This is a genomic window from Bacillus sp. AP8 (genome assembly GCF_000321185.1).
GTDB lineage: Bacteria > Bacillota > Bacilli > Bacillales > DSM-1321 > Bacillus_AD > Bacillus_AD massilioanorexius.
Genome location: NZ_CAPG01000059.1, coordinates 13,430 through 27,891 on the forward strand (window position 1 = coordinate 13,430; position 14,462 = coordinate 27,891).

Annotated in this window: 13 protein-coding genes; 1 reads left to right on the forward strand and 12 read right to left on the reverse strand. The window is 35.7% G+C overall.

All coding sequences use genetic code 11. The features are described 5' to 3' along the window. Positions 1-4 precede the first annotated feature (4 nt). On the forward strand, positions 5-766 hold the full coding sequence (locus BN349_RS14585) for a DeoR/GlpR family DNA-binding transcription regulator (protein ID WP_019243065.1): 762 nt from the start codon (positions 5-7) through the stop codon (positions 764-766). Between the two features lie 104 nt (positions 767-870). Here the strand turns inward: BN349_RS14585 and BN349_RS14590 are convergent, their stop codons facing one another. The 12 genes from BN349_RS14590 to flaG form a co-directional block, all read right to left on the reverse strand. After that, a complete protein-coding gene (locus BN349_RS14590; RefSeq protein ID WP_019243066.1) occupies positions 871-2,166 on the reverse strand; it encodes a murein hydrolase activator EnvC family protein in 1,296 nt (431 codons plus the stop codon). 71 nt (positions 2,167-2,237) lie between these two features. Further along, positions 2,238-3,122: a permease-like cell division protein FtsX gene (gene ftsX / locus BN349_RS14595; protein WP_019243067.1), complete on the reverse strand. Its 885-nt coding sequence runs from the start codon at positions 3,120-3,122 to the stop codon at positions 2,238-2,240. After that, entirely contained in the window at positions 3,112-3,798 is a 687-nt protein-coding gene (gene ftsE, locus BN349_RS14600) for a cell division ATP-binding protein FtsE (RefSeq protein WP_019243068.1), read from the reverse strand. The genes ftsX and ftsE overlap by 11 nt, the downstream gene beginning before the upstream one ends. Before the next feature lie 448 nt (positions 3,799-4,246). Beyond that, complete coding sequence (gene cccB / locus BN349_RS14605; protein WP_019243069.1) at positions 4,247-4,579, reverse strand: cytochrome c551; 333 nt, start codon at positions 4,577-4,579, stop codon at positions 4,247-4,249. Positions 4,580-4,638: 59 nt separating this feature from the next. Continuing rightward, the gene (locus tag BN349_RS14610; RefSeq protein WP_019243070.1) at positions 4,639-5,487 is read right to left on the reverse strand and encodes a YitT family protein; all 849 of its coding nucleotides are present in this window, start codon (positions 5,485-5,487) and stop codon (positions 4,639-4,641) included. A gap of 359 nt (positions 5,488-5,846) precedes the next feature. Next, a protein-coding gene (gene prfB, locus BN349_RS14615; RefSeq protein ID WP_148335161.1) for a peptide chain release factor 2 occupies positions 5,847-6,948 on the reverse strand; the annotation gives its coding sequence in 2 pieces (ribosomal slippage) (positions 5,847-6,875 and positions 6,877-6,948; 1,101 coding nt in all). 176 nt (positions 6,949-7,124) lie between these two features. Next, positions 7,125-9,626 (reverse strand): preprotein translocase subunit SecA, encoded by a 2,502-nt coding sequence (gene secA / locus BN349_RS14620; RefSeq protein WP_019243072.1) that lies wholly within the window; start codon positions 9,624-9,626, stop codon positions 7,125-7,127. A 561-nt stretch (positions 9,627-10,187) separates the two neighbouring features. Further along, entirely contained in the window at positions 10,188-10,748 is a 561-nt protein-coding gene (gene hpf, locus BN349_RS14625; RefSeq protein WP_019243073.1) for a ribosome hibernation-promoting factor, HPF/YfiA family, read from the reverse strand. A 294-nt stretch (positions 10,749-11,042) separates the two neighbouring features. Beyond that, positions 11,043-11,390 (reverse strand): flagellar protein FliT, encoded by a 348-nt coding sequence (locus BN349_RS14630; protein ID WP_019243074.1) that lies wholly within the window; start codon positions 11,388-11,390, stop codon positions 11,043-11,045. Further along, positions 11,390-11,788 (reverse strand): flagellar export chaperone FliS, encoded by a 399-nt coding sequence (fliS, locus tag BN349_RS14635; RefSeq protein WP_019243075.1) that lies wholly within the window; start codon positions 11,786-11,788, stop codon positions 11,390-11,392. The genes BN349_RS14630 and fliS overlap by 1 nt, the downstream gene beginning before the upstream one ends. A 32-nt stretch (positions 11,789-11,820) precedes the next feature. Further along, positions 11,821-13,911 (reverse strand): flagellar filament capping protein FliD, encoded by a 2,091-nt coding sequence (fliD, locus tag BN349_RS14640; RefSeq protein ID WP_019243076.1) that lies wholly within the window; start codon positions 13,909-13,911, stop codon positions 11,821-11,823. A gap of 14 nt (positions 13,912-13,925) precedes the next feature. Further along, entirely contained in the window at positions 13,926-14,291 is a 366-nt protein-coding gene (gene flaG, locus BN349_RS14645; RefSeq protein ID WP_019243077.1) for a flagellar protein FlaG, read from the reverse strand. Positions 14,292-14,462 lie beyond the last annotated feature (171 nt).

Below are 14,462 nucleotides of genomic sequence, written 5' to 3' on the forward strand. Positions count from 1 at the left end.
GAATATGAAAGCATTCGAAAGAAAAGAATTAATAATGAAAGAATTATACAAGGAAAAGAAGGTGCTAGTGGCTCAATTAGCTGCAAGCTTTGATGTAACCGAAGAAACGATACGGAGAGACTTAGAAAAGCTTGAAAAAGAGGGTGTGGTAACTCGTAACTATGGTGGTGCAGTATTAAACATTCATACAAACGAAGATTTACCTTATCAAACTCGTAATACTCGAAATATGGACAAAAAACTTCAAATAGCCGATCAAATTCTATCATTAATTCAAGATGATGAAACGATCTTAGCTGATTCTAGCTCAACGGTATTCGAAGCAGTAAAGAAACTATTAGAGCAAAGAGAAAATTTAACGATTATATCCAATTCCGTTACAGTTTTACAAGAATTCAATAATGCCAATCATACTATCATTTCTACAGGAGGAACTTTACGTGCCAAATCAAGTGCATTGCTAGGTCCTGTAGCAAGACACACCGTTCAAAACTATAATGTTGGTGTTGCCATCTGCAGCTGCAAGGGACTCTCTATGCAGCACGGCATTACAGATTCAAACGAGCCTGAAAGTGAATTAAAAAAGCTCATGAACCAGCAAGCAACGAAAACGATTCTTTTAGTAGACTCTACAAAATTTGATAAAATCGGCTTCGTCAAAATGTTTGATTTCAGCCAAATCGACTACTGCATTACTGATCAAAAACCAGGTGAAGAATGGATTAGCTTTTTGGAAGGTCAAAATATTACTCTGTTGTACAATTGAACTTTTTATCTCTAATCACAAGAAAAATCCCGTTCATTAAAACGGGATTTTTTCCTATCATTAACCTTATTTTCATTTGAAAAAGTACGTCTGGTTAATATATTTTATAGTGGTACAATTCCTACTGGATTAATCGCACCGCTTTTCGATGCAGTCCAAGGACCTTTGTGCAATTCAAAATGTAAGTGTTGACCAAAAGATTGACCAGTATTACCCATAATACCAATTTGTTGACCTTTGCTTACTGTTTGACCATTTGATACCATACGACTTTCCATATGAGCATAAACTGTTGTATACACTTGTCCATTAATAGAATGTGAGATAAATACTGCATTTCCATAAGAAGTTGAGTAGTAAGATCTCACAACAACCCCATCAGCTGCCGCCACAATCGGCACATCAGAAGAGTTAGCGATATCTACCCCATAGTGCATAGTTCCCCAACGTGATCCGAATCCTGAGCTTAATCTGCCAACGGCTGGTCTTGTAAAGTTTCCTGATGAGATAGCTGGAGCTTGTCCACTACCTGATCCTGAGCCTGAGCCAGAGCCTGAACTAGAACCACCGCTTGATTCACTTTTAGCCGCTGCTTTTTTTCTAGCTTCCTCTAGTTCTGCTTGTCGTTTCTTCTCGTTAGCAATTGCCTTATTAATAGCATCTTGTTGCGCTGCTAAAATATCATCTTCTTCTTTTAAACTCATTTTATATGTATGAGCATCTTTCTCTTCAGCCTCTAATTTTTTCATTAGAGAATCTTTTGTTGCTTTTTGTTTCGCTAAAGTTGCTTTCATGCCCTCTAATTCTTGTCGTAAATCATTTAAATTAGATAGCTTCTTTTCAACTTTCTTTTGAGTATCTTCTAGGTCTGCTTTATCTTGTTCATGCTGCTTTACTAAATCTTGATCCGCTTCCATAATCGTTGAAACGGCTTGTACACGATCTAGTAAATCTCCGAAACTAGTAGCTCCTAGCAATACTTCTAAATAGTTAACCTTACCGCCATTCTCTTGAAAAGAAATCGCTCTATCTTTTAAAATCTGATTTCTTTTCTCAATGCGTTGTTTTAATGTTTCAATTTGCTCTTCTAATTTCTTAATTTCTGCTTTTGTATCAGTAATTTCACTATTTTTTTCACGAATTTTAGCATTTGTATCGGCTACTGCCAAATCAATACGTTTAATTTCTGCAGCAAGTGTATCTTGGTCATCCTGCAATTGTTTAATTTTTTCATCTGTACTTGAAATATCCGACTTTAATCCTGAACGCTTGTCCTGAATTTGTTGCTTTTTGCTTTCCATATCGCTAATCGTTTCAGCACTTACACCAGTAGTAACAACCGTACTAGTTAGTCCAAGAATGATTGTTGTATTTAAAATGAACAATTTCTTTTTTAGCATGTACACTCACCTTTCTTTCCTTTACAAATAATAAAAGAGGAGTTGAGCCAACGAATTGGCTCACCCTCTTTTTAGATTTTTAGGAATTTACGTACAGACATCATACTTCCCCATACTCCAATTAGTCCGCCCATTAGAATGAGAATTCCAGCAATCTGATAAACAAATGGATTGAATGAAAGTAATTCAATAAATGGTACATCTATTCTTGGAGTTACATAGTTATAGACGTTGTAGTACGTAGTTGCAATTAGAATGATTGGAATAATGGCCCCTAAAATACCAAGCCATAAACCTTCTAAGAAGAAAGGCCAGCGAATAAACGAATTCGTAGCACCTACTAATCTCATAATCTCTATTTCAGACTTTCTTGCAACAATGGTAATTTTGATCGTATTTGAAATTAGGAACATCGCTGTAAATAGTAAACCAATAATTAAAGCTATACCAATATTACGAGAGATCTTCACAAAATCGAATAACTTCTCAACTGTTCCTTTTCCGTATTTCACTTTTTCAACGAAATTTAGCTTTTCGATTTTCTTAGCTACTGAAATAACATCTTGTGGTGTTTTGGTTTTAACCACATATACATTTCTTAAAGGATTATCCTGTTCAAATAAAGAGAATGATTCTCCCATTGAATTAATTAATTGATCTAATTCTTCTTCCTTAGAAGAGAACGTAACTTTTTTGACCTGAGGTATCTCTTTAAGTTCTTTCTCAACCGTCTTCATATCTGCTTGCGTTGCAGCAACATCTAAATGAACACGAATTTCCACATCATTTTCAACATTCTTTGCAAAATTATTTAAGTTCATCATCAGTACGAAGAACACCCCTACTAAAAGAAGGGTAACTGTTACCGCACTGACTGAAGCAAATGTCATCCACCCATTACGACCAAGACTTTTAAAGCTCTCTCTAAAGTGGCGACGGATACTATTAATATTCATAACCGTAGTCACCTCTTTGTTCATCTCTAGTGATTTTCCCGCCTTCAATTGCAATAACTCGATGCTTTAAATTATCTACAATCTCTTTATTATGCGTCGCCATTACAATCGTTGTTCCACGTCTATTAATCTCTTCGAAAATATTCATAATCTCCCAAGAAGTTTCTGGATCTAGGTTACCAGTAGGTTCATCTGCAATAACAACCTTTGGATCATTCACAATAGAGCGAGCAATAGAAACACGTTGCTGCTCTCCCCCAGATAACTCGGCTGGTTGCATTCTCGCCTTATGCTTTAATCCAACAAGATCAAGTACTTCCATAACACGTCTTTTTATCTCTTTTGGTTCTTCTTCAATTACTTCCAATGCGAAAGCAACATTCTCGTAAACTGTAAGTTTTGGTAATAGTTTAAAGTCTTGAAAGACCACACCAATATTTCTTCTAAAAACCGGAACTTTCGAGTTACGGATACTCGCTAGGCCTATACCATTTACAACAATTGAACCACTCGTTGGTTTTTCTTCACGGTACATCATTTTTATAAATGTTGACTTACCCGCACCACTTGGTCCAACAACGTAAACAAACTCACCTTTTTTTATTTTCACATTAATCCCATTAACAGCTTTAACACCATTAGGATACGTTTTTTGAACATCTATCATTTCTATCATAAAAAAACCACCTATGCTTTTCCTTGTTATTCTTCATTAAAAAGGACTATTTATAATCTTTATTCGACAAATTATCATCATAAATTAACAAAATTAAACAAAAACCCTTATTTTCTACTAAGCCATTATACCATCAAACCTTACGAATGAGGGGCTAATTAATATTACATTTTCATTTCAATCGTGTGTTGGGATTGTATTTGTACCAATGTATTTAAATATTGGAGAAAAAACGGGATCGTGGAATTAAATGGAAGTAACTCATCTACAATGTAACATATTTATAAGCATCATTCACCTAGAAATTTGTCATAAATAAGAATTATTTGTCAAATATAACCATTAAGCATTGTCAATATAGTACTCGATTTAAACATACTCCAAACCTAATCTACTATGTAAAACAAAAAGACTAAATCCATCATGCTGGACTTAGTCTGATTAACTACTATTTTTTTTCAGATAACCATTGCGCAACTTGTGAAGCCTCTTCCCCTTGAAGCTGTTCTTTCGGCATTGAACCCTTACCTTCTAGAATAACCTTCTCAATCTCATCCTTTGATAAAGTAGCACCGACTTTCTTCAATTCTGGACCTACCAATCCTTCTAGATTTTCACCATGACAGCTCGCACAATTATTCTTATATAACTTCGCTTCTTGACCAGAATCAGCAGTTGTTGTACCGCCATCACTCGAAGGCTTATCATCTGCTTTATCTCCCCCACACGCAGCTAGAACAATGGACGTACCAAGCATTAAAGCAAGTAACTTTTTGTTCACACCTATCCCCCCTACAAAATTTACAAATACAAGAATATTATACCATTTTGTAGGTGCTATTAAACGCCATTAAATCCTTCTCCTAGAACCTCAGAGGCATCCATTACTACAACAAATGCTTGAGGATCAATGCTTTTCACCACTTGTTTCAATTTTGTGAATTGCGAAGTATCTACTACACAAATAAGCACTGGCTTATGCGTTTCTGTATAACCCCCTTTTCCATTAAGCTCCGTTACCCCTCGATCAATCTTATCAAAAATCGCTGTGCGAATTTCTTCTTCCTTATTCGTAATAATCATTGTCATTTTTGAGCTTTCAATTCCAACCTGTACAAGATCAATTGTCTTACTTGTCACATACAATCCAATCAGCGCATATAGTCCTCGCTCAATATCAAACACAAAGCTCGCTGTGATTACAATTAATCCATCAATAAGTGCCACACATTTCCCTAAACTAACATGCGTAAATTTGTGTAAAATTTGAGCCGCAACATCTGTTCCACCTGTTGAACCTTTACCTCGGAACACAATTCCAAGTCCTAAACCGACACCCAAACCTCCACAAATAGCGCCAAGTAATGCATCTGTTGTCCACGGGTCCCAATCTTTTGTTATATATACGACTAACGGAAAAAACATCGTTCCAACTAATGTCTTTAACCCAAACTGCTTACCTAATAAAACAACTCCCGCAATAAACAACGGAATGTTTAGTGCCCACTGCGTAAAAGCAGGCTCAATTCCAAATTGCGAAGCCACGATTGTACTGATCCCGCTTGTACCACCCGAAGCTATTTTATTTGGAAGCAAGAAAACATTAAAGGTAATAGCAATAACGGCAGCACCTAACAATACATGCCCGTATTCCCATACCGTATTTAAATACTTGTTGCTATTTTTCATACTGGCCTCCTATTGCAAAATCCATCTATTTCTAGTATTTCTTTTTTCTCATATAATTTTCACCAAAAATGAGTATAGCACCCTATAAATGTGTATGTAAATAACAGCTAGATAACGTAGTAAAGCGTTAAAACAACATTTTAGCTATATTTTTGTTTTATTTTCGAATGATGAATTGCGCTCGGGAGATTTTGATTCAACTTTCAATCAATTTCGTTCAACTTATCGTTCGTTCGGTTCAACTTCTAGCAAATTGGATTCAACTTTTGCTGGATTTGATTCAACTTCTTATTCTGAACCGGTTCCGGAAGTAGAACAAAAAAAACTGCAAGACTTATAACAAAGTCTTGCAGTTTCAATTAAGCTAATTTTGAGCGTAAATAAGCATCGATAAAGGCATTTAAATCGCCATCCATAACCGCTTGCACGTTTCCTGTTTCCACCCCTGTACGATGGTCTTTAACCATTGAATATGGGTGGAATACATAAGATCGAATTTGGCTTCCCCAACTAATATCACTCTTATCGCCACGAATTTCATCAAGCTTCGCTTGTTGTTCTTCGATTTGACGTTGATATAGCTTGGATTTCAGCATATTCATCGCACGTTCACGGTTTTTAATTTGCGAACGCTCTGTTTGACATGTTACAACCACACCCGTTGGAATATGAGTAATACGAACAGCTGAATCAGTCGTATTAATATGCTGACCACCTGCACCTGTTGCACGGTACGTATCAATTTTCAAATCTTCTGTACGAATATCAACTTCTATTTCATTATTAAATTCAGGCATTACATCACATGAAACAAATGATGTATGACGACGTCCTGACGCATCAAATGGTGAAATACGAACTAAACGATGAACACCTTTTTCAGCCTTTAAATAACCGTAAGCATTATGACCTTTAATGAGTAGCGTTACACTTTTAATACCCGCTTCATCTCCTGCTAGGTAATCTAGTGTTTCTACTTTAAATCCTTGCTTCTCTGCCCAACGTGTATACATTCGTAGAAGCATAGAGCCCCAATCCTGTGACTCTGTACCACCAGCACCTGGATGAAGTTCAAGAATAGCATTGTTTTTATCATAAGGTTCACTTAATAAAGCTTGTAATTCATATTCACTCATTTGAACAATTAATTGCTTTAATTCTTCTTCTAATTCAGCACGTAAATCGGCATCGTCTTCTTCTTTTAAAAGTTCAAATGTCAACTCCAGATTTTCATGATTTTCACTCATCGATTGGAATTGTCCCACTAATTCTTTTAATGCATTTGCTTCATTAATTACCACTTGAGCCGTATCTTGATTGTTCCAAAAATCCGGATGCGTCATTTCATGATCTAATTCCGCAATGCGAGCCTCTTTCTCTTCTAAGTCAAAGAGACCCCCTAAAGTCCGCTAATTTTTTAGCTGTTTTTTCGAGCTCTGATCTGATTTCTGCTAATTCCATATGCTCTTCACCTCAAAAATTTATTTATATCTAACAATGTATTCAAATCCCTTAACAATAATCCTTCAGGATAATTATCTAAACAAAGGAAAGGAGGAGGCAATGAATTGCCACTCCTCCATTGTTCCTAACTATACGCTCACTGCATTTATAGTCTAAAGACGATTATGCTTTTCTTATCGACCGCAGCAGTTTTTATATTTCTTGCCACTTCCACATGGGCAAGGTTGGTTACGTCCAACTTCTTCTTTCTTTTGAACAGGCTTTTTCTTCACTTCTTCGCCTTCTTTTGGATGTACAGCTTGTCCCTTCGCAACCTCTTCTCTTTCAAGGTTATTACGAATTTCAGCTTTCATGATATATTTAGCAATTTCATCTTCAATCGATGCAATCATTTCTTCAAACATCGCGAAGCCTTCTTGCTGATATTCTCTTAGTGGGTCAATTTGACCGTATGCACGTAAATGAATACCTTGACGAAGCTGATCCATTGCATCAATATGATCCATCCATTTGCTATCTACTGAACGAAGAACGATAACTTTTTCGAACTCGCGCATTTGCTCTTCAGATAATTGCTCTTCCTTATCATCGTATACATCTTTCACTTTTTCTAAAATAAGTTCCACAATTTCCTCTTGTTCTCTACCTTGTAAATCACTCTCAGTGATAACTCCTTCACGAAGAAGATTACCATTGATGTAATCTACTAAACCATGTAGATTCCAATTCGATTGCTCCTCATCTGTTGTAAAAGCAGCTACATGGCGTTCTACAGAAGAAGCGATCATTTGTTCAACGATGCTTCTTAAGCTTTCACTATCTAATACTTCAAAACGTTGCTTATAGATAATTTCACGTTGTTGACGTAATACATCATCATATTGCAGCAATTGCTTACGCGCATCAAAGTTGTTTCCTTCAACACGTTTTTGAGCTGATTCTACAGCTTTTGTAACCATCTTACTTTGGATTGGCTGATCATCGTCCATACCTAGACGAGTCATCATTGTTTTCATATTATCAGAGCCGAAACGGCGCATTAATTCATCTTCCATTGATAAATAGAATTGTGTTACCCCTGGGTCACCTTGACGTCCAGAACGTCCACGAAGCTGATTATCAATACGACGTGATTCATGGCGCTCTGTACCAATAACCGCTAAACCACCGAGCTCTTTAACCCCTTCACCAAGCTTGATATCCGTACCACGACCAGCCATGTTCGTTGCAATTGTAACCGAACCTGGTTGTCCAGCATTTAAAATAATCTCTGCTTCACGACCATGGTTTTTCGCATTCAAGACATTATGAGGAATTCTGTGCTTAGTTAATAAACTTGAAATAAGCTCAGATGTTTCAATAGCAACCGTACCCACAAGAACAGGCTGCCCTTTTTCATGACGCTCTTTAATATCTTCTACAACTGCGTTAAATTTGCCCATCATCGAAGCATAAATTAAATCGGCACGGTCATCACGCATGATTTCACGGTTCGTAGGAATCGCCACAACATTCATATTATAAATATTACGGAATTCTTCTTCTTCCGTTTTCGCAGTACCTGTCATACCTGCCAGCTTTTCATACATACGGAAATAGTTTTGGAAAGTAATAGTCGCTAAAGTCATGCTTTCATTTTGAATATCTAAGCCTTCTTTTGCTTCGATAGCTTGATGTAAGCCATCACTATAACGACGACCTTTCATTAAACGACCTGTGAATTGGTCAACAATCACAATTTCACCGTCTTGTACTACATAATCAACATCATTATGCATACTTACATGTGCTTTTAATGCTTGATTAATGTGGTGATTTAAAGACACATGTGATATATCAAATAGGTTTTCAATTCGGAAAGCACGTTCCGCTTTTGTAATACCTTCTTCGGTTAATTGAACACCTTTTGTTTTTTCATCATACGTATAATCTTTTTCTTTCGTTAATGTACGTACGAAGGCATTGGCTTGCATATATAATTGCGTCGATTTCTGAGCACTACCAGAAATAATCAATGGTGTACGTGCTTCATCAATTAAAATCGAGTCAACCTCGTCAATTACAGCATAATGTAATGGTCTTTGAACCATTTGCTCTTTGTACAACACCATGTTGTCACGTAAATAGTCAAAACCAAATTCATTGTTTGTACCATAGGTAATATCTGCACGATACGCTTCTTGTTTTTCCTCACGAGAAAGACCTGTTAAATTCAAGCCGACGGTTAAGCCTAAAAATCTATATAACTCGCCCATTTCAGTCGCATCACGAGATGCCAAATATTCATTGACTGTAATAACGTGCACACCTTTCCCAGTAATCGCATTTAAGTAAACAGGCATGGTGGACGTTAACGTTTTACCTTCACCGGTTTTCATTTCTGCGATATTCCCATCATGAAGAGTCGCGCCCCCCATTAACTGAACTGGGAAAGGAAACATTCCTAATACACGCTTAGAAGCTTCACGCACAACAGCGAACGCTTCTACTAGCATGTCATCTAGCTTTTCACCATTATTATATCGATTTTTAAATTCTTCCGTTTTCGCTTGAAGTTCCGCATCTGACATGGCCTCCATTGTAGGCTTTAGCACTTCAATTTGATCTGCTAATTTTTGCAGACGTTTCACTTCACGCTTATTTGGATCGAACACTTTATTTAATATTGATAACATTCACAAACGCTCCTCTGTTTTGTGATTATGATTCGAATAGCCATTTCTGCTATACCATGAACCAAAATGAACTATTGACACAATGACCTATTAAAAACCTATTCCAGGTTTTTATTTTCATTTAAAAGTAAACCTAATTTTAACGCCTAAATGACGCCTAATTCATGATAATTTAAAAAAATTATCCATTTTTTATAATACCATTTCTACAAACATGGTACAACTAGTGGAGATTGAGAGAGGCATAAGGATTTATTCATAGAAGATAATCAAAACAAAAGGAACAAAAGAGTATTAATGAAAAAAGCCAACTTTTCATATATTCATTAAGAATGTGAAAAGTCGGTCTTTTTTATGACAATAAGTATAATATTTTTCACTTGGATTACTGTCTAGCTTCAGCGCCTAGCCCCTCGATGTCATAAGTCGAGTCATCTAGAAGATCAAAGAGCAACCTTCTTGCCAACTCGACTTATGCTGGTCGGGGCTGATCAAGGCGCTTGCGCTTAAGTTATTTTATGAAAGAAGTTCTCTTTGAATCCTTAAGATTCTGGCTACTTCTTATTTATTTGGCTCAATTAATCCGTAACGGCCATCTTTACGTTTGTATACAACATTTGTCACTTCTGTTTCAGCATTTGTATAAACGAAGAAGTTATGACCAAGCATGTTCATTTGAAGAATTGCTTCCTCACTGTCCATTGGCTTAAGGTAAAATCGCTTGTTACGTACAATTTCTAATTCTTCTGCTTCAACAACATCTTGCGGATCTGCTTCATCTTCTGCTTCAAAAACAAATACCTCTGGAGTTGTTCCAGTTGCACGGAACTTACGATTTACTTTTGTTTTATGCTTACGAATTTGTCTTTCAAGCTTATCCGTAATCATATCGATTGCTGCATACATATCTGTGTTTCTTTCTTCTGCGCGCAATACAAGATTAGTCATTGGTACTGTAATTTCAACCTTACATGTTTTATCGTTATAAACCTTTAAGTTTACGTACGCATTAGCATTTGGTGTGTTGTTAAAATATCTTTCCAGTTTTCCAACTTTCTTCTCCACATATTCGCGTAGAGCTGGAGTTACCTCAATGTTTTCACCACGAATGTTATAATCCATAAGTGAGTCCTCCTTTAAATAAAACTATACTATATAAATTCTATGATACCCCTTTCAAACCCTTCATGAAACATAAAAAAAATTTGTCGAATTTTCGAACAAAAAACTTCATATTTTTTTCATTGTTTAAAACGTACAGATTTGTCTACTCTTATTGTTGATTTCGACAAAAATCGTTTACTTTCTGTCATAGCTTTATAACATATGTAAAATAGGCTGTCCGTCTATCAACTGAAAAAGCACTATCTTTTTGAAATCCACTAAAACAAAAAGGTAACTCCAGATGGAATCACCTTATTGTTTTTTATCGTAAAAATAGCTACTTGCTCCTGCATTACCATATCCAAGATAGCTATTATTCGATTTCTCTTTCTTCTTCAAATCTCTAATTTTGAGTTGAATTTGCTTTTTTATTTCTACTAGATTACGATCAATTTCTTTATTAAATTCTAAAATTTTCGAAGCATATTCTTGTTCTATAGTGTCTGATGGTTTTTGCAAGGCTGGAAATAAATGTTCGCGCTTTCTCAAAACATCATTGATTTCCTGATATTGCTCGTCACTTATATCATTTGGTTTAATTCTCGACAGCTTTAGCAATTGCCCTGTTAGTTCATAGCAATTTTTCAGTGTTTCTTGCATCAAATAGCTCCACCTTGGTATTGTTTTTTTCGATTCATCTGTACAACTTGCTTCCAAGTATCACGGAATTCTTTTACTAGTCCTTCTGCTTCCACTAACTTCGCCAATTCACTTTGAATATTGGCTTCTGTTAACAAGCCATTAATATATTCATAGATAGTCATCATATTTTTGGATACTTCATAATCCATATTCAAAGTAACCATTAATTCACGTATAATATTTTGTGCTTTCTGGATATTCGTATTGCGTTCCTCAATATGATTCTGCTCAATTGCTATTTTAGCTTTTCCTATAAACTTCAAACAGCCGTTGTAAAGCATTAAAGTTAATTCTCCTGGTGAAGCTGTTGTAACAGAGTTTTGCTCATATGCTTTATATGGATTGTTTATAGACAATTGTAACCACTCCTACTCTAATTAAATGTTCATTAAGAACTAAAGAACTGCGACAAATAGGCTGACTGAGAATTCGAATTTTGTATCGCCTGTTCCATCGCATTAAATTGGGACCAATAACGAGTTTCTAACATTTCTAAACGTTCCTCAAAACGAGTTTGTCTTTTTTCAAGATCATCTAATTCTCTACCTATTTTAAAAGTTTGATTCGTCGAATTGGAATTCCCTGCTTTCTCCTTTAAGGCATCCATTGCATTATTGACTGTTTTTTGTAGATTTTCGATAATTCCATTTTCACCACGGAATAATTGTTCAACAGATTCCGGATTTTCCTCAATCGCTTTCTTCAATTGTGTTTCATTGATTTCTAGCTTTCCTCCATCTAAATAATTCGCCGATGTCGTAATGCCAATTTTCGAAAGCTGATTATACTTATCAGAGATTTCGTTATTTTTAACCGTAGCATAAAAATTGGAACGCATGTTAGAAAGAACTCCGCTTAATATAGAGTCCCTACGTAATAAACCACTCTTCGCTAACCCTTCCCACTTTTCTTGTTGCTTATCGCTCAATGATTCTTTTTGATCATCTGTTAGCGGTTCATAGTCTTTATAACGCTTTTCATCAAGCTTCAATTGAATTTGACCAATCAACTCGTTGTATTTGTCGATAAAGCCCTTGATGTTGTCGTAGATTTTATTTGTATCGTTTGTGACACCAATCGTTACTGGTGAGTCCGTACTTTCAAAAGCTTGTTTCAAATTAAAGGTAATACCATCAATGGTGAAATTATTCGAATGACGTTCTGTATCCAGACCGTTAATCGTAAATTTCGCATTTGTTCCTTGTATAGTGGAAGCTCCAGTTCCAAAACGAAGAGTATTATTTAACAAATCACCGTATACTTCTAAATCATTTCCACTCTTATTAAAGTCTCCTGTTTCTTTCCGAGTAAGTGTCATCTGTCCTGTATGGGAATCATAAAACATGGATACCCCTACATCAGAATCACTGATTTTTCCAGAAAGGTCATTTAAGGAATCTGACCCAGTTACTAAAAACTTCTCATATTGTTTCCCGTCAGATGTATTGGTAATTAATGAGACATTTGTGTATTTGTGACTATATTTCATCTCTAACGTATAAGAAGCATTATCATTTTTAGGAGCTTTCTCATTAAATTTAATTTCGCCCGTTTCCGCATCAACAGCTCCAATAACTGTATCATTTTCATCTAGTATTTCACCAGTAGATTTTAAAGTGTAATTGACCTCTTTTTTCTCACTTGTCTTTTTATCAACAATCGTCACTTTTAGTTTCTCTTCTGTTCCAGCACTTGGTAACGAAATTCCAATTTGTGAAAGCTTGACTGTACCATTTGTGGATACAGCTACATTTTCCGTTTTTTTCAAACCTATATAATCCAAACGAATATCACTATTTGCATCTATATTATCCTTAAATGTTAATGTTTTTCCGTCATTGGATAATAGCACCTGATTAGCATCTGGTGTCCCACTTGTCACAACTTGATACGATTTCCCATTTACCTTTACACTCCATGAAGACAGCTGATCTTTGTCGATATTATCTACATTAAAACTCTCACCATCATTCATTTTAATTGCGCTCAAATCAATCGTATTGCTTTTTTCCGTTGTTTTAAAATTTTCCGTTAAAACGGCTCCTTCTTTCCAATTAATTGGTCCAGTAGTAAATGAATTATTTTGTGAGTATAAACTTTTGGAAGCATCAAATGTTGAACCATTTTTCGTAATCGAACCTGCATTTTTTCTCACTTCAGCAGTAGCAAGTTGTTCCACTCGAGAAATTGTATATGAAGCATTACTTGCTGAGCTTGTAGCAGTTGCTGTTATCTTACTTTCATCAGATGAACTTACTACTTTTGTACGATAACTACTCGTCAATTTCATATTCACTAATTCATTAGTACGGAAATTCAATAATAATGTATTCATTGAGCGATAATCATCCCGCTGCCATTCAAGTAATTGTATCTTTTGCTTTATTTTATCTAATGGAGCTCTTTGTGCCTTCATCATATTTGAAACGATACTATCAATATCCATACCGCTTGCTAAACCACTGATCCTAGTGACCATTATTCCTCACTCCTTTAAATCTTCTGATCTACCACTATTCCTAATACCTCTGACATCATCGAGGCATACATATCCAACATTTTCTTAGAGGGAATTTCTTTGATGACTTCCTGAGTGACATCATCGACAACGGTCACATAGTACTCTCGTAATTCGTCATGAAATTCAAATTTCAAATGCGTATTAGAAGCTGTCAAAAACTGATTCATGCTATCTACAACTTTTTCAAGCTGTTCTTTTGATTGACCATTTTTGATTTGTCTTTCAAATTGTTCAATCTGTTTCAACCCTTCTTCACGATTCTTTGTTCTATCCAAATCGATTCCGCTAGTCGATTTAATCCCAACCGAACCAGAAGAACCCGTCACTTTGTCCATCATTCATCTTCTCTCCTTTCAACTAAACGACATCTTTATGTATATTATCGGTTTCAGCTTTGAAGTTTTTACTTGATGTAGAAATATAGTTATCTCTTTTATATAATAGTCCTTTCCCTAAGTTAAAGTTCCTCTTACTGAAACATAGTCTTCTCTATCTTCTCTTCTTAAAAT